This is a genomic window from Acidovorax sp. HDW3, from assembly GCF_011303755.1.
GTDB lineage: Bacteria > Pseudomonadota > Gammaproteobacteria > Burkholderiales > Burkholderiaceae_C > Paenacidovorax.
Genome location: NZ_CP049885.1, coordinates 1,022,750 through 1,039,036, shown reverse-complemented (window position 1 = coordinate 1,039,036; position 16,287 = coordinate 1,022,750). Strand labels below are relative to the sequence as shown.

The 16,287-nt window shown below is 66.2% G+C and carries 11 protein-coding genes, 1 tRNA gene, 1 pseudogene and 1 CRISPR repeat array; of the genes and pseudogenes, 7 read left to right on the top strand and 6 right to left on the bottom strand.

Translation table 11 applies throughout. The features are described 5' to 3' along the window. Positions 1–2: 2 nt before the first annotated feature. Positions 3–369: pseudogene (locus tag G7045_RS04570) on the bottom strand (DUF86 domain-containing protein). Further along, on the bottom strand, positions 366–656 hold the full coding sequence (locus tag G7045_RS04565; RefSeq protein ID WP_166157948.1) for a nucleotidyltransferase family protein: 291 nt from the start codon (positions 654–656) through the stop codon (positions 366–368). Before G7045_RS04565 ends, G7045_RS04570 begins: the two are co-directional and overlap by 4 nt. A 110-nt stretch (positions 657–766) precedes the next feature. On the opposite strand from G7045_RS04565, the gene casA reads away from it, so the two are divergent. Genes casA through cas2e form a run of 7 tightly spaced genes read left to right on the top strand, consistent with a single transcriptional unit; the run spans position 767 to position 6,819 of the window. Then, a complete protein-coding gene (casA, locus tag G7045_RS04560; protein WP_166157945.1) occupies positions 767–2,389 on the top strand; it encodes a type I-E CRISPR-associated protein Cse1/CasA in 1,623 nt (540 codons plus the stop codon). Next, the gene (locus tag G7045_RS04555; RefSeq protein ID WP_166157942.1) at positions 2,382–2,933 is read left to right on the top strand and encodes a type I-E CRISPR-associated protein Cse2/CasB; all 552 of its coding nucleotides are present in this window, start codon (positions 2,382–2,384) and stop codon (positions 2,931–2,933) included. The genes casA and G7045_RS04555 overlap by 8 nt, the downstream gene beginning before the upstream one ends. Positions 2,934–2,973: 40 nt before the next feature. After that, a complete protein-coding gene (gene cas7e, locus G7045_RS04550) occupies positions 2,974–4,158 on the top strand; it encodes a type I-E CRISPR-associated protein Cas7/Cse4/CasC (RefSeq protein WP_166157939.1) in 1,185 nt (394 codons plus the stop codon). Between the two features lies 1 nt (position 4,159). Beyond that, on the top strand, positions 4,160–4,879 hold the full coding sequence (gene cas5e / locus G7045_RS04545; RefSeq protein WP_166157936.1) for a type I-E CRISPR-associated protein Cas5/CasD: 720 nt from the start codon (positions 4,160–4,162) through the stop codon (positions 4,877–4,879). Continuing rightward, positions 4,876–5,631, top strand: coding sequence for a type I-E CRISPR-associated protein Cas6/Cse3/CasE (locus G7045_RS04540; RefSeq protein WP_166157933.1), 756 nt, complete (start codon positions 4,876–4,878; stop codon positions 5,629–5,631). The genes cas5e and G7045_RS04540 overlap by 4 nt, the downstream gene beginning before the upstream one ends. Positions 5,632–5,636: 5 nt before the next feature. Further along, positions 5,637–6,530 carry a type I-E CRISPR-associated endonuclease Cas1e gene (gene cas1e, locus G7045_RS04535; RefSeq protein WP_166157930.1) on the top strand — a complete coding sequence of 298 codons (894 nt, stop codon included), beginning with the start codon at positions 5,637–5,639 and terminating at the stop codon, positions 6,528–6,530. Beyond that, positions 6,514–6,819, top strand: a complete 306-nt coding sequence (gene cas2e, locus G7045_RS04530; RefSeq protein WP_240919272.1) for a type I-E CRISPR-associated endoribonuclease Cas2e — start codon at positions 6,514–6,516, stop codon at positions 6,817–6,819. Before cas1e ends, cas2e begins: the two co-directional genes overlap by 17 nt. 55 nt (positions 6,820–6,874) lie before the next feature. Continuing rightward, a CRISPR array of direct repeats spans positions 6,875–11,478; the repeat unit is 28 nt; unit sequence GGTTGCCCCGCGCGAGCGGGGATAGGCC. Positions 11,479–11,894: 416 nt separating this feature from the next. Here cas2e and G7045_RS04525 read toward each other — a convergent pair. The 4 genes from G7045_RS04525 to G7045_RS04510 form a co-directional block, all read right to left on the bottom strand. Next, a tRNA-Ser gene (locus G7045_RS04525) sits at positions 11,895–11,987 on the bottom strand. Between the two features lie 46 nt (positions 11,988–12,033). Beyond that, the gene (locus G7045_RS04520; RefSeq protein WP_166157922.1) at positions 12,034–13,302 is read right to left on the bottom strand and encodes an aspartate kinase; all 1,269 of its coding nucleotides are present in this window, start codon (positions 13,300–13,302) and stop codon (positions 12,034–12,036) included. Between the two features lie 108 nt (positions 13,303–13,410). Then, positions 13,411–14,358 (bottom strand): tRNA lysidine(34) synthetase TilS, encoded by a 948-nt coding sequence (tilS, locus tag G7045_RS04515; protein WP_166157919.1) that lies wholly within the window; start codon positions 14,356–14,358, stop codon positions 13,411–13,413. A 43-nt stretch (positions 14,359–14,401) separates the two neighbouring features. After that, positions 14,402–16,246, bottom strand: a complete 1,845-nt coding sequence (locus G7045_RS04510; RefSeq protein ID WP_205737207.1) for a methyl-accepting chemotaxis protein — start codon at positions 16,244–16,246, stop codon at positions 14,402–14,404. Positions 16,247–16,287: the final 41 nt, after the last annotated feature.

Genomic DNA, 16,287 nt, shown 5'->3' with positions numbered 1-16,287 from the left:
ATTCACGGCAGGGTTTCGCTGTCAGGTGGTGGTCGCAACGCCGCCAGTTGTGCCTGCAATTGCGGCAATGCCGTCTGCACGGTTTCCCACACCACCTCCAGATTGATGTCGAAATACCCGTGCGCAATGCGGTTGCGCATGTTGCGCCACGGCACATCGGCATGAGCCTAGACAAACGCCGGGTAGCCATCCATTGTTTTGGTCGCGGCCTCGCCCACGATGATGAGGCTCATGATGACCGCCTGCTGTGTGCGCTTGTCGTCCAGAAATTCGCCCTGCGTCATGCCTTTTACAAAGGCGCGGGCATCGGCAGCCGGCTGCCGCCTGCTGCATGTGGTCGAGGTAGTCGGCCAGCCGGTTCTCATTCATAGCGACTGGGCCTCGGCAAGCACCTGGGCGCGGAACTTGGGTGGCAGGTCGGCGGGCGTACACACATCAATCTGAACACCCAACAGCGTCTCTAACTCGTCTTGCAGCCCACCCAGGTCAAACAGCGTGGTGCCGGGCAAGGCGTCCACCAGCAGGTCGAGGTCGCTGCCCTCTTGATCGGTGCCGTGCACGACGGAACCAAAGACGCGCGGGTTCACCGTGCGAAAGCGCTGCACGGCTTCGCGTACGGCATGGCGCTGCTGCTGGAGAACGACCGAGGGGCGCATGGGGCATCCTTTCGCTTGGCTAGTGATCGCGATTGTCCGAGGTTGGCGGGAAAAATGCCAGAACCGCCAGCGGCTATCCTACGGGCTGCTGTCACAAAAGGGAGGACTGTATGCCACCAGCAGGTATTGCATTTGAAGCGTCCTACAACCTGCTGCACGAGCCACTGATTGGCTGGCGCGACGTAGCGCTGGGCGATCAGCACCAGGGAAGCTTGCCCGAGGTGCTGGCGGCCCTGGCTGCCGACCAAGTGCGCGACTTTCCCCGGCTGCGCCCGCACCAGCGCCACCCTTGGCACGCCTTTCTGGTGCAACTGGCGGCCGTTGCCATGCACCGCACTGGGCAAGGCGAACCCTGGCACAACGCAGACGATTGGCGCGCAGCCCTGCGGGCGCTGACCCCCGATGACCCGGACGATGCGCCGTGGTGCCTGGTGGCGTCGCCGGGCAGGCCGGCTCTGCTGCAGGCGCCGGTGCCGGGCGAAAACCCGGCCACCTGGAACAACCTGCTGCACGCCGCCGATGCGCTGGACATGTTGGTCACGTCCAAGAACCACGACCTCAAGGCGGCCCGCGCCCGCCAGGCGCAGGCCGATGACTGGCTGTTTGCACTCATCAGCCTGCAAACCCAGGAGGGATTCCTGGGCGCGGGCAACTACGGAATTTCAAAAATGAACGGCGGCTTCGCCAGCCGTCCCGGCGTGGGTGTGGCCGCCTTGGGGCATTGGGGTCAGCGTTGGCAATCCGACATCGCCAGCCTGCTGGCCCAGCGCGATGACATTGCCAGCAAATTCGGACTGGCATCCGAGGACGGCCATGCACTGCTGTGGCTGCTGCCCTGGCCTGGTACCGAGGCTTTGGCGCTGGCGTCGCTCGACCCCTTCTATATCGAGATTTGCCGCCGTGTGCGGCTATCAGCGCCCCAGGGACATATTCAAGCCCACACTACCGGCAGCAAAGTGGCGCGCATTGCCGCCAAAGAAAGCAATGGCGTCACTGGCGATGCCTGGACGCCCATCGACACTGCCAAGGGCAAGGCCTTGACCGTGTCACGCAATGGGTTTGACTACAAGCTGATGAGCGATTTGCTCACTGGCGACATGTACACCCAGGGCGCCGCCTGGCGCATCGACGGCTGGCCCAAAGACGCCACGCTGCAAGCCATTGCCCAAGTCGCTGTGCGTGGCCAGGGCAAGACCGAGGGCTACCACGAGCGGCGTGTTCCCATTTCGCCCAAGCTGCGCCTGCGCATGATGGGGGCGCAGCGCCCACTACTGGAAAAATTGGCCAGAAACCGCATCCAGGCCATTGCAGACATGCGCAAGCTGCTATGGAATTCTTTGGCCTTGTTGTTTGCCAACGGCGAAAACAAGCGTGGCGACGACGCCGTGAACGACCGCGCCAGCCGTTTTGCCCAGCCTTTCGAGCAGCAAGAAGACGTCCGGTTTTTTGATGATCTGACCCTGCAGGCAGAAGCCGAGGATGCGCAGCAGGATGCCATCTATCTGCAGTGGCTGCTGGGCCTGGCCGAGCGCGCCGAGGCGGTGCTGCGGCAGGCTTTTGACGCTGGCCCGCGCAGTGGGATGCAGCGCTACAAGGCGCAGTCAGCGGCGCTGTCGCGCTTTCATGCGGGGCTGCGCGGCGGCAAAAAGCCACCATTCCCTGAACTGGTCGTCCATTACGCCGCGCTGCGCACGGAGCGCGCATCTGTTTCTGAAGGAGAAGCCCATGTCTGAACCCTCCAGCCCTGGCACGCAAGGCGCTGCAGCATCCAGCAGCCCCTACATTACCCTGGCGCGGCATATTCGCCAGCTGGAAAAAACCGATGCCGGCGAGCGTGCCGCCCTGGCACGCATGAGCCCTGAACAGGCTCTGCGCCCCAACGAAATCGCCGCTCTGGCCCGCGCCCTCCTGGCCGCTGGGCTGGAGACGGAGCTCTGGCGCCCAGCCACCTGGCAGCGCTGGGCGCTCATCGCCCACGGCATGGCCCTGGCCGGACACGATGGACAAGGGCGCCTGGGCGCTCAGTTGGCGCGTGCAAACGTGGCCGAATCGCGCGTCACCAAGTTACTGACTGCGCGGGGCGATGCCTTCACCCAAATGCTGCCCAGCGTGCTGCGTCTGCTCGCCAGTAAGGCTGTGGCGCCCAACTGGAATGAGCTTGGCCCCCTGGTGCTCAAGGAGTGCGGTGATCGCCAAGACCAGCAAGACGCCGAACAAATCCGCCTGCGCATCGCTGGCAGTTATTTCTCACTGCAGGCCAGCAAGGCCGCTGCGTAATCCCATCCCTCAGACCCCATTCGTTCAGGAGACTGCTTCCATGACCTTGCCCCGCTTTCTGCAAATTCACACCCTGCACAACTACCCGGCTGCACTGCTCAACCGCGACGATGCCGGGCTGGCCAAGCGCCTGCCGTACGGCGACGCGATCCGCACCCGCATTTCCTCGCAATGCCTCAAGCGCCACTGGCGTGTGGCCGAGGATGCGTTTGCCCTGAAGAACCTGGATGTACCGATGGCCGTGCGCTCGCGTGAGACGCCGCGTCTCATCAAGGAGCGGTTGATGCAGGTGGGCGTGGCCGAGCCGCTGGCGCAGATTGCGGTGGAGGGGCTGCGTGCCGCAGGGCTGCTGGACAAGGCCAAAGACCTCAAAGGTGAGGATGCGCTGAAAACCGGTCAGGCTGTGTTGCTGGGCCATGCAGAAATCAACTACCTGGTGCAGCGCTGCGCCGGCCTGGCGGGGGAGCACACGGAAGAAAAAGCCCTCAAGGCCGCCGTTGCCTCCTTCTTGAAAGAAGAAAAGAAAAACATCGAAGCCCTGCGACTGGGCAGCGGCCTCGAATCAGCGCTTTTTGGCCGCATGGTCACGTCCGACGTACTGGCCAGCCGCGACGCTGCCGTCTATGTGGCGCACACCTTCACCGTGCACGAGGCGCAGGTGGAAAACGACTACTTCACCGTGGTCGATGACCTGCTGCGCGAGGCAGGCGAAGCGGGTTCCGCCGGCATCTTCGACACCGAGTTGGCCAGCGGCCTGTACTACGGCTACGTGGTCGTCGATGTGCCACAACTGGTGGCCAACCTGGAAGGCGTCCATATTCAAGATTGGGCCAAGATCACCCCCGAGCAGCGCGCATTGGCCGGTCGTGTGGTGCAAAACCTGTTGCATCTGATCGCTACTGTCAGCCCCGGCGCCAAGCGTGGCGCCACTGCGCCGTTTGAGTGGGCCAAGTTCATGCTAGTGGAAGCGGGCGACTGGCAGCCGCGCAGCCTGGCGGGCGCTTTTCAGAATGCGCTGTCCACGCGCCAACCCGGCTTGCGTCAAGCTTCCGTGCAAGCCCTGGCCGATGAAATCGCGCGCCTGGACGCTGCCTACGGCGCACCCCTGGCGCGGCGCTATCTGGCGGTGGACGATGTGGCCGTACCCGGCGCCCAGCGCCTGCCGCTGCGCGCACTGGCCGACTGGGCGCAAACCGCCATCGTGCAAGCGCGCGTGGAGGTGTGAAGTGCAACGGTTTCTTACCCTGCGCCTAGCATCGCCCCTGATTGCCTTTGGCGGCGAGACGATCGACAACCTGGGCGTCATCCGCGACTTTCCGGCACTTTCCATGCTCACGGGCCTGATCGCCAACGCCCTGGGCTGGGATCGCAGCGAAGCCGAGCGGCACAACCGCCTGCAGCAGCGCCTGCGCATGGGCTGCGTGCTGGCACCCGGTGGGGAGCGGGTGCAGGATTTTCAGACCGCCCAACTGGGTAAGGACGACAAGGGCTGGACAACCTGGGGTGCGCCGGAAGAGCGCGCTGGCGGTGCCGGGACTTACGCCGGCCCGCATCTGCGCTACCGCGACTACCACGCCGACCTGTGCGCCTGGGTGGCCTTGGCGCTGCAGCCTGCTGAAGAAACCCCGACGCTGGACGACATCGCCCGCGCCCTGGACAAACCCGCACGCCCCCTGTTCATAGGCCGCAAGCCCTGCTTGCCCACGGGCCGCCTGGTGGCAGGTTGGTTGGAAGCGGTGGATGTGCGCAGCGCCTTGGAAACCATCGTGACCCAACAAGCCGCAACACCCACCACGGCCTGGCGCGCCCAGTGGCCCGATGGCGAAGGCGAGCAACCCGGCGCACGCCTGCTCGATATCTGCGACGAACGCAACTGGGACAGCGGCATCCACGGCGGCTGGCGCCCGGTACGCCAAGGCTTGCTGCCCATGGAGGCCAAGGCATGACCACTGCCCCCTTGTACTTGCTGCACACACAACCCGATCCGCGTCTGCTCACCACATGGATGGTGCGCCATCGCACACCCGACCCCGGCGAGGCCCTGCACGGCCTGCTGCGCGCAGCCTTTGGCACCCAAGCGCCCCAGCCCTTTCGCTATCTGGATGAACGCCGGGGCCTACTCGCCTACACCACGCTGGACGCACCCGCCATGGCCGAGCAGGTTGCCCTGGCCGATCCGCTGGCCGCACAAGCCCTGGGCCTGGCAGCCTGCAGCAACCACGATGGCTATCGCCTGCGCTCCTTTCCCACGCAATGGTCGCAAGACAAAGAGCTTGGGTTCGAAGTGCGCGTGCGCCCGACCGTGCGCAGCGGCCAGAAAGAGCAGGATGCCTTCCTGCACGCCGTCACCCTGGCCGGTGGCCCGCAGGGCACCCTTGTTGACAGGCAGGCGGTCTATACCCAATGGCTGCGCGAGCATCTGGCAGGGCATGAAGGCGTGCCGCGTCAACCCTGGCAAGGGGCCGTGCAACTGCTGGATGTGCAACTGAGCGCCTTTGCGCGCAGTCGCGTGATGCGCCGCACCCAACCCGCAGGCGACAACACCCGCAAAGGCCGCGCCATCGAGGGGCCGGACGCCATCCTCACAGGCCGCCTGCACGTGACCGACCCAGCGGCTTTTGCACACCTGCTGGCACGCGGCGTAGGGCGCCACCGGGCTTACGGCTTTGGCATGTTGCTACTGCAGCGCGCGGGCTGACAGTCATGCTCAAGGGCCGCCTCGGGCTGGAAAAGGCCCGCATCCCCCACGCCGACCGCCACGGCCTGCTGTGGCTCTCGCGTGGTGAGCTGTGCGTGATCGACGGCTGCCTGCACTTTCTGCGTGGCAAGGACAGCCTGACGCCCGGTATTGACCAAATTCCGCACCAGGCGGTTTCCATGATCCTGCTCGGGCCGGGCAGCAGCGTCACCCACGACGCGCTGCGCCTGCTGGCACGCCACGGCACCCTGCTGGCCGCCGTCGGCGAAGACGGCGTGCGCAGCTACACCGCACCGCCCTTGCTGCCCGACCGATCTGACGTGGCCCGCCGCCAAGCCGAGCTGTGGGGCAACCCGCGCCGCCGCATCAGTGTGGCACGCCATATGTACGCGCTGCGCCTGGGCGAGGTGCTGCCACACCGTGACCTGGACACCTTGCGCGGCATCGAAGGAGCGCGGGTGAAAAACATGTACCGTCTGATGGCGCAGAAGTACGGCATCGATTGGGAAGGGCGCCACTACGACCGTGCCAACCCGAACGCCACCGACATCCCCAACCAGGCCATCAACCACGCGGCCACTGCAGTGCAGGCCGCTGCCGCCATCGCTGTACAGGCCGTGGCCGCGTTGCCGCCGCTGGGCTTCATCCATGAGGATTCGGGTCAGTCTTTCGTGCTGGACATCGCGGACTTGTACCGGGAGACGGTCACGCTGCACATTGCCTTTACCGCAGCCAAACGCGCCGAAACATCGGACGACACCATCGACCGACTGGTGCGGCGCGAGGCCGCCACGGTGTTTCGCAAGCAGCAGGTGATTGCTTCGATGATCGACAGCATCCAACGCGTTTTACGCATGAACGAGGTGGGCAATGGCGCTGGTGATGATCGTGATTCGTGACGTGCAGGATCGCTTTCACGGCTTTTTGTCGTCGGTGATGCTGGAGGTGGCGCCCAACATTTTTGTCTCGCCCCGCATGAACCCGGGTGTGCGTGAACGGGTGTGGCAGGTGATGACCGATTGGTACGGCAACCTGCCCCAAGGCAGCGCCGTGATGATCTGGCGTGATGTGAACGCCGTAGGTGGCGTGGGGCTCGCTCATCTGGGAGATCCCCCGCGCGAATTGTTTGAAGCCGACGGCATGTGGCTGGTGCGCCGTCGAGTCTCCAGCACCCAAAAAGCTCCTTAAAATTCGACATCCATTTCTGGATTTTCTCTTGCAGGACATTGGGTTAAATGCAAGAGGTTGCCCCGCGCGAGCGGGGATAGGCCCTTCAAGCGCGTCGTGTCCTTCGACCTCCCCGAGGTTGCCCCGCGCGAGCGGGGATAGGCCCTTTTCACCCGCCCCCTCCCCCACGCGCGCGGCGGTTGCCCCGCGCGAGCGGGGATAGGCCCCAATCGGCGTATATCACGATGTTACAGACTTAGGTTGCCCCGCGCGAGCGGGGATAGGCCGTAATGACGGTCGTGCGTGAGGTGCCGCTGGATGGTTGCCCCGCGCGAGCGGGGATAGGCCGTTGCTGCGCGGCGAAGGGAAAACTCGCACAACGGTTGCCCCGCGCGAGCGGGGATAGGCCCCGTTCTTGAACACGTGCGATGCGAAGCGTGCAGGTTGCCCCGCGCGAGCGGGGATAGGCCCTACAACGCGAACACACTGAACCGGTTTTCGTCGGTTGCCCCGCGCGAGCGGGGATAGGCCCCCTATAAATGAAAACGACAATCACCGCCGATTGGTTGCCCCGCGCGAGCGGGGATAGGCCCAAATCCCAGGCCTGCGCCCACTCTGGCGGCTGGGTTGCCCCGCGCGAGCGGGGATAGGCCCGAGCCGGTTGCTCTCGCCCACGCTGCGCGAGAGGTTGCCCCGCGCGAGCGGGGATAGGCCCGATTCCAGCGACATCGCGTTCGTTCCGCTGCCGGTTGCCCCGCGCGAGCGGGGATAGGCCCCACTTGTTTTATTCGTAATACGGTAAAGGATAGGTTGCCCCGCGCGAGCGGGGATAGGCCCGCGCGGGACTTGTTGCCCAAGCTGATCGAACCGGTTGCCCCGCGCGAGCGGGGATAGGCCCAGTTCGCGGAAGGTTCCATCGTGGTCGGCGAAGGTTGCCCCGCGCGAGCGGGGATAGGCCCAAGAACAACCCGCTCACGGGCTTGTAATTTTGGGTTGCCCCGCGCGAGCGGGGATAGGCCCTTCATGCTGGCGGCACGGCTTTCGCGCACCAGGGTTGCCCCGCGCGAGCGGGGATAGGCCCAGCCCCAAGACCGAGGCGCTCAATCAACCCGAGGTTGCCCCGCGCGAGCGGGGATAGGCCCCTGGTGGTTGTTGGGGCGCGTCCTGCGATGGGGGTTGCCCCGCGCGAGCGGGGATAGGCCCATCTCCAGACGAGAGGGGCAGGCTGCAGCAGAGGTTGCCCCGCGCGAGCGGGGATAGGCCCCACCTTCAAGCGCGAGAAGCCCGCCGAAGAGCGGTTGCCCCGCGCGAGCGGGGATAGGCCCCTTGCGCGGCGCATTGGCATGACCGTGACCGCGGTTGCCCCGCGCGAGCGGGGATAGGCCCTTACAATGCCATCCCGCGCAGATCCCGCTTGTGGTTGCCCCGCGCGAGCGGGGATAGGCCCCCGGCTCGCCGCGCAGCCCACGCCGCACCAGGGGTTGCCCCGCGCGAGCGGGGATAGGCCTTGATGATGCGCGGCGCGCGCGTACTCCGCTGTGGTTGCCCCGCGCGAGCGGGGATAGGCCCCAATTGCGTACCGAGGGGTAGGCGGCCAGGTCGGTTGCCCCGCGCGAGCGGGGATAGGCCCCCTGTTAATCGCCCCGCTAAAGAGCCAGATCCGGTTGCCCCGCGCGAGCGGGGATAGGCCCCCAGTGGCTTGTACCGCCGGTTGAGGGCGATGGGTTGCCCCGCGCGAGCGGGGATAGGCCCAGCCTGCTCGCGGGTGCAACAGCCTCCAGCACGGTTGCCCCGCGCGAGCGGGGATAGGCCCGCCTCTGCGGGTCAGACTTACATCAATGCGGTGGTTGCCCCGCGCGAGCGGGGATAGGCCCGGCCACGAGGACGAGACGATCTCCAGCCGCGCGGTTGCCCCGCGCGAGCGGGGATAGGCCCCTCAGCGATGATTTCTGGAATGCTCATAGGGCGGTTGCCCCGCGCGAGCGGGGATAGGCCCCCTAGTCACCAGGCCACGCCGCCATCACTGCTGGTTGCCCCGCGCGAGCGGGGATAGGCCCCGTGCTGCGCGAGGAGGCGCAGAACCTGCACCGGTTGCCCCGCGCGAGCGGGGATAGGCCCTTGATACCAAGCCCTTTGTACGTCGCCTCGCCGGTTGCCCCGCGCGAGCGGGGATAGGCCCCGCGCCGCCGGTGCTCGGCCAACATCCGAACGGGTTGCCCCGCGCGAGCGGGGATAGGCCGCTGCGCGCGATCCTGGGTGAAGACCCAGCGCAGGTTGCCCCGCGCGAGCGGGGATAGGCCCCGATCGAGCTCGACAACGGCACCATCGCCCACGGTTGCCCCGCGCGAGCGGGGATAGGCCCGACCCGTATTTCCTCGACCAGGTCGAGGACATGGTTGCCCCGCGCGAGCGGGGATAGGCCCGCCTCAGGGTAGCGGAAGGTCATGAGGAGATTGGTTGCCCCGCGCGAGCGGGGATAGGCCCTCCCTAAAATCAATCCCCATCCTGATCCTTTGGGTTGCCCCGCGCGAGCGGGGATAGGCCCGTTCGCGGCTTGGTCGGGCGCCATGTCCACATGGTTGCCCCGCGCGAGCGGGGATAGGCCCGCAAAGGTCGATCTACGGCCCACGGAACAGAAGGTTGCCCCGCGCGAGCGGGGATAGGCCCCGCCACCTGTGCCGCCGCCCGTACCGCCGCCTGGTTGCCCCGCGCGAGCGGGGATAGGCCCAGCTGGTGCGAGCCGCGCTGCACGGGCCGCGCGGTTGCCCCGCGCGAGCGGGGATAGGCCGTATGAGCCGGGCTTGCTGCCGCGCCATGCGCAGGTTGCCCCGCGCGAGCGGGGATAGGCCCAGCAAGGTCGCTGGCTGCGCGAAAAGCAGGCCGGTTGCCCCGCGCGAGCGGGGATAGGCCCTCGCGCCCGTGGGCGGCCTGCCTGCGCGCCTGGGTTGCCCCGCGCGAGCGGGGATAGGCCCTTGCCGTCCTTGTGTGACCGAATCCATCATTCGGTTGCCCCGCGCGAGCGGGGATAGGCCCCGCTGTATCTGACTTTTGCTGTCGAGGCGGAGGGTTGCCCCGCGCGAGCGGGGATAGGCCCATACGCGTCCACCTTTCGCTTCTTGGTTGTAGGGTTGCCCCGCGCGAGCGGGGATAGGCCCGCCATTTGCAGCTGCAGCACCCGGCGGCGCTGGGTTGCCCCGCGCGAGCGGGGATAGGCCCTATTTTGCAGGCGCTGCGCACGGCTCAGGATGGGTTGCCCCGCGCGAGCGGGGATAGGCCGCTCCCAGGTCTCGCCCAGCGTTTCATTCACCCGGTTGCCCCGCGCGAGCGGGGATAGGCCCTTGCGGGGGTCATCGCTGGCTGATGCGTTGTGGGTTGCCCCGCGCGAGCGGGGATAGGCCCTTGCCAGACGAAGCGAAGACGGCGGTGCTGACGGTTGCCCCGCGCGAGCGGGGATAGGCCCTGGTGCAGCGGCGCCGGCCCATGGATGTCCATGGTTGCCCCGCGCGAGCGGGGATAGGCCCCGAGTTGGAGCGCACGAATGCCAAAAAATACCGGTTGCCCCGCGCGAGCGGGGATAGGCCCGATCCTGCGGGCGGTTTCTCGATGGATTTGCCGGTTGCCCCGCGCGAGCGGGGATAGGCCCTCCTTCCAGCCGCCCGCTAGGCGGCTTTTTGTGGTTGCCCCGCGCGAGCGGGGATAGGCCCTTCTCCGTACCAGACGCCTGCGCTTTCAGTGCGGTTGCCCCGCGCGAGCGGGGATAGGCCCTTTGAAAGCGGCTTCAAGTTCATCCACGTGCCGGTTGCCCCGCGCGAGCGGGGATAGGCCCCAAGCCGCCTGCCAGCTCTGGGGCCTGCCCCCGGTTGCCCCGCGCGAGCGGGGATAGGCCCGACAACATCCGCGCCCTGGTGCAGCACGCCTTGGTTGCCCCGCGCGAGCGGGGATAGGCCGTCATGGCCTTTGCGCAGCTCAGGAAAGACGCTGGTTGCCCCGCGCGAGCGGGGATAGGCCGCAATAGCAGCGGCTCAAGCTCAGAGATTAAATGGTTGCCCCGCGCGAGCGGGGATAGGCCCTTGTGGCGCAGGTAGCCAGCGAGCTCGTTGTCGGTTGCCCCGCGCGAGCGGGGATAGGCCCCCTGCACCCCATTGCCGCGCTCGAGCGCGACGGGTTGCCCCGCGCGAGCGGGGATAGGCCCGACGAGCTGCAGGCCCTCGCCAAAAAAGAAGCGGTTGCCCCGCGCGAGCGGGGATAGGCCCTTGTGGCGCAGGTAGCCAGCGAGCTCGTTGTCGGTTGCCCCGCGCGAGCGGGGATAGGCCCCCTGCACCCCATTGCCGCGCTCGAGCGCGACGGGTTGCCCCGCGCGAGCGGGGATAGGCCCGACCAGGTGCTGGCCCTGTTCAAGCCCTTTGCGGTTGCCCCGCGCGAGCGGGGATAGGCCCTTTGTGCAGCAGGGCCAGACCCTGACGCTCGCGGTTGCCCCGCGCGAGCGGGGATAGGCCCTCAGCCCACATCGCCTTGTGCTCCTGGCGAGCGGTTGCCCCGCGCGAGCGGGGATAGGCCCCAAAGACCACTACAGCAGCGAAACCGGCCTGCGGTTGCCCCGCGCGAGCGGGGATAGGCCGTTTCTGGACGAGGATGGCAGCCTGCCAAGCTAGGTTGCCCCGCGCGAGCGGGGACATCTAGCAGTTCGCCCAGCGTGAGGATGTTGGGATCGACCTGGGGAAGTGCGGGAGCCTGGGCAGCAAGGGTGCTATTGCGCAATTGCAAGGCCATGGCGGCGGCTTCCATCATGCGCTTGTGGTCTTCCTCGCCATCCGCTTGAAAAAGGCCCTTGTCTATGTCGAGCGTGTATGTGGAGGGCGGGAGTTTGCGGCTCATGTGCAGTTCGTTCAAAAGTGCGACTGCACGCATGATAGCCAAGCGTCGGTAGCCGGTGCCAAGGGAGCGCTTGACCTGCTTGCCCTGGATGCGGGTGTGTAGGTAGTACGTCGAACCGAGTAGGTAGATGGGCAGGGACAGCATGGATTTGCTACCAGTTCTGCTACCACCACAAAGCAAAAAGCCTCGTAAGTCGTTGACTTACAAGGCTTTTTTAACTTTGGCGGAAACGGAGGGATTCGAACCCTCGATGAGGCTCTACACCCCATACTCCCTTAGCAGGGGAGCACCTTCGGCCACTCGGTCACGTTTCCAGCAATCCTGCGATTATGCCTTAAATTTTTGGCATTTCAGACAAACTCACGCTGCAGCTTGGTCCAGGCCGAAAGCCTTGTGCAGGGCACGCACGGCCAGTTCGAGGTATTTTTCGTCGATCACGACCGAGGTCTTGATCTCGCTGGTGGAGATCATCTGGATGTTGATACCCTCCTCGCTGAGCACGCGGAACATCTTGCTGGCCACGCCGACGTGGCTGCGCATCCCGATGCCGACGATGCTGACCTTGCAGATTTCCGCATCGCCCACCACCTCTTGCGCGCCCAGGCTGGGCACGACTTTTTCGCGCAGCAGATCGAGGGCACGGTCGTAGTCGCTGTGGTTGACCGTGAAGCTGAAGTCGGTGCGACCGTCCTTGCTCAGGTTCTGGATGATGACGTCCACCTCGATGTTGGCGTCGGCCACCGGGCCCAGGATGCGGTAGGCCACGCCCGGGGTGTCGGGCACGCCGAGCACGGAAATTTTGGCCTCGCCACGGTTGAATGCGATGCCGGAAACGACGGCTTGTTCCATTTTTTCGTCTTCCTCAAAGGTGATCAAGGTGCCGGAGGTGGCTTCTTCGTTCAGGTCGATGTCCCAGGGCGTGAAGCTCGAAAGCACGCGCATGGGCACCTTGTACTTGCCGGCAAATTCCACCGAGCGGATCTGCAGCACCTTGCTGCCCAGGCTGGCCATTTCCAGCATTTCCTCAAAACTCACGGTTTTAAGGCGCTTGGCCTGCGGCACGACGCGCGGGTCGGTGGTGTACACACCGTCCACGTCGGTATAGATCAGGCATTCGTCGGCCTTCATGGCGGCGGCGACGGCCACGGCCGAGGTGTCCGAGCCCCCGCGCCCGAGCGTGGTGATGTTGCCGCCGGCATCAATGCCCTGAAAGCCGGTGATGATGACCACCTTGCCGGCGTCCAGGTCGGCGCGCACGCGCTGGTCGTCGATGGATTCGATGCGGGCCTTGGTGTAGCTGTCGTCGGTGCGGATTGGCACTTGCCAGCCGGTGTAGCTCACGGCCGGCTGCCCTTCAGACTGCAGGGCAATCGCCAGCAGCGCCGACGAGGCTTGCTCGCCCGTGGCAGCGAGCATGTCGAGCTCGCGGTGGTAGGCATCGTTGGCGCGTGCAGGAGCGAGCTCCTTGGCCAGGCCCAGCAGGCGGTTGGTTTCACCACTCATGGCGCTGGGAACGACCACGACCTGGTGGCCGGCCCGAGCCCATTTGGCCACGCGTTTGGCGACATTGCGGATGCGCTCGGTAGAGCCCATCGAGGTGCCGCCGTATTTATGTACGTACAGTGCCATCTGAAAAATAAAAAGAAGATGAAAAACACGCACTGCGATGCGGGCGCAGGCAACCGAAAATTATACCGACCGCCCCCTGGGGTAATGCCGTATTCACATAGTGAAGGTCTACACCCCAAAAACGATGCAATCGCCCATGCGTCGCACCTGGCCGCGCCCAATTTTGAGCTCGATACGGTGCCCGCGCGTGCGGCAGGCGTGCAGCTGTGTTTGCAGCTGCGCCAACTGCGCCTGGCTGGGGGTGGTCTGGTGCTGGCTGCGCAGCCAGTGGCGCAGCACGTTGGCCTGGCGTGCCGGGCTGAGTGCCTGCAGCGCAGCAATGCGCGGCGGCTCGCCCAGCTGCTGCAAGTCCTGCAGCGCCACCTCTGCCAGCAGCTCCTGTGCCTGGGCCGCATGGCGGCTGCTGCGTGCAAAGGTGGTGCGAAACTGCGGAAAGCATTGCGCCAGCACCGGCAGCAGCTGGGCGCGGATGCGGTTGCGGGTGTAGCGCGCATCCTGGTTGCTCGGGTCTTCCACCCAGCCCTGGCCCTGGGCCCGCAGCCAATCGCGCAGCTGCTGGCCCGGCACCTCCAGCAAGGGGCGGTACCACTGCAGGCCGGCGCGCTGCCACTGCGCCGGCATGGCGGCGAGCCCGGCCACGCCCGCGCCGCGTGAGAGCGCCAGCAACAGCGTTTCCACCTGGTCATCGGCATGGTGCGCCAATGCTATTGATTTGATAGCTACTCGCGCTTTACCATCAAGCGCTGCAGCCGAAAAAGCCTGATACCGCGCCTGGCGTGCAGCGTCTTCCGGGCTTTGCCCGGGGGCGGGGCGGGCATCGACCCGCTGCACCTGCAGCGGCACCTGCAGCTGCGCACACAGCTGGCGGCAATGCTGCTCAAAACCGTCGGCCGCCGCCTGCAGGCCGTGGTGCACGTGGATGGCCTGCAGCTGGCCGGGCCAGCGCTGGGCGCAGGCGAGCAGCAAGGCGGTGGAGTCGGCGCCGCCGCTCAGGCCCACGGCCAGCGGCAACACGGGGTGAAAACGATCCAGGGCGGCGTCAAGACGGTGCGGCATGGGGCCGCATTATCCCGGCGCGACCCTGGTGTTGCGGCCCTGGCTACGGCGCTGGCAGGCGGCGCACGCCGCTCGCGTGCTCGTCCGACAGGTGGAAGGTATCGACTGCGTCGGACAGGCGCGCCGACTGGTCCTTGAGGCTTTGCGCCGCCGCTGCGCTTTCTTCGACCAGGGCGGCGTTTTGCTGCGTCATCTGGTCGAGGTGGTTCACGGCCTGGCCGACCTCGGCGATGCTGGTGCTTTGCTCGCTGGTGGCGGCGGTGATCTCGGCCATGATGTCGTGCACGCGCTGCACGGCGTCCACGATGTCGGTCATGGTGGTGCCCGCGTCCTGCACCAGGCGCGAGCCGGCATCGACTTCCTGCACCGATTTGCCGATCAGGCTGCGGATTTCGCGCGCCGCCTCGGCGCTGCGCTGCGCCAGGGTGCGCACCTCGCCGGCCACCACGGCAAAGCCCCGGCCCTGCTCGCCCGCGCGCGCTGCTTCCACGGCGGCGTTGAGCGCCAGGATGTTGGTCTGAAAAGCAATGGAGTCGATCACGCCGATGATGTCGGCGATCTTGTGCGAAGCGGCATTGATCTGCTGCATGGTGCTGACCACATTGCCGACGACCTCGCCGCCATGGCGCGCCACGGTGGAAGCCTGGCCGACGAGCTGATTTGCCTGGCGTGCCGATTGGGCGTTGTGCTGCACCGTCTCCGTCAACTGCTGCATGGAGGCCGAAGTTTGCTCCAGGCTCGACGCCGTGAGCTCGGTGCGGCTGCTCAAATCATGGTTGCCGGTGGCAATTTCTTCTGAGGCCACGCGCACCGACTGGGCAGCATCGCGGATCTGCGCCAGCACGCCCGAGAGCTTGCCGGCAAAGCTGTTGTAGCTGCTGGCAATCTGCGCCAGCTCGTCCTCGCCCTGGGCGTCGATGCGCCGCGACAGGTCACCGTCGCCCTCGCCGATTTCGTGCATGGCATCGCGCACCACCGTCAGGCGGCGCAGGCGCTGCGACAAGATGACCGCCAGCAGCGCCAGCGTCACCACCAGCACCGCCACACCCACCAGCACCGAAATTTGCAGCAGGCTGCGAATGCCTTGCAATGCCTCGTCGCGGTCGGTGGCCACGGCCAGCAGCCAGTCCGTGCCTTCGACCGGCACGACCGTCAAAAACATATCGCGGCCATTGATCTGCAGCGCCAGCAACTCGCTGCGCCCCGCCTGCTGCTGCAGGCCGCTGCTGCTCAGTGGCGGCGCCAGCTCGGTGGCGGGTTTGAGCGCCATCTTCAAATCCGGGTAGGCGATGAGGTTGCCGTCGCCTCCGACCAAGAAGGCAAAGCTCGCCGGTGTCGGCTTGATGGAGGCCACATTCGCCAGCACCGCTTCGAGCGAGACATCGCCCGCCGCCACCGCGCGCACCTTGCCGCCGTCGCTGATGGCACGGGCAAAGGTAATCACCATGCCGTTGCCGCCGGCATCCAGGTAGGGCTTGGTGAGGACAAAACTCGGCGCCGCTGCTGCCTGCTGGTACCAGGGGCGGGCCGTGGGGTCGTAATCTGATGGCAGCTTTTGCGGTGTGGAAAAGGCCGTGCGCTTGTCGGCATAGCCAAAGTAGGTGGTGAGGTAATTACCCGCCGCCTTCAGCCGCTGCAGGATGGGCTCGGGCTGGGGCGCATCTACCGCCGTGGGCATGGCCTCGACGATGGAGGCTTTGCCGCGTACCCAATCGCGCAGCGCCTCGGCATGGCTGCGCGCCAGGGCCTGGGACTGCGCCGCCAAGGCGTCATACGCCTGGGCGCGTGCCACCAGGTAATTGGCCCCTGCCAGCACCGTCAAGCCGGCAAGCAAGCACAAGGCCGCAATCAGCAGTACCTGGCCCTTGAGTGTTTTCCACATCGACATACGTATCTCCTCCGTGCCAGCACAACCGGCTTTGCAGGCCA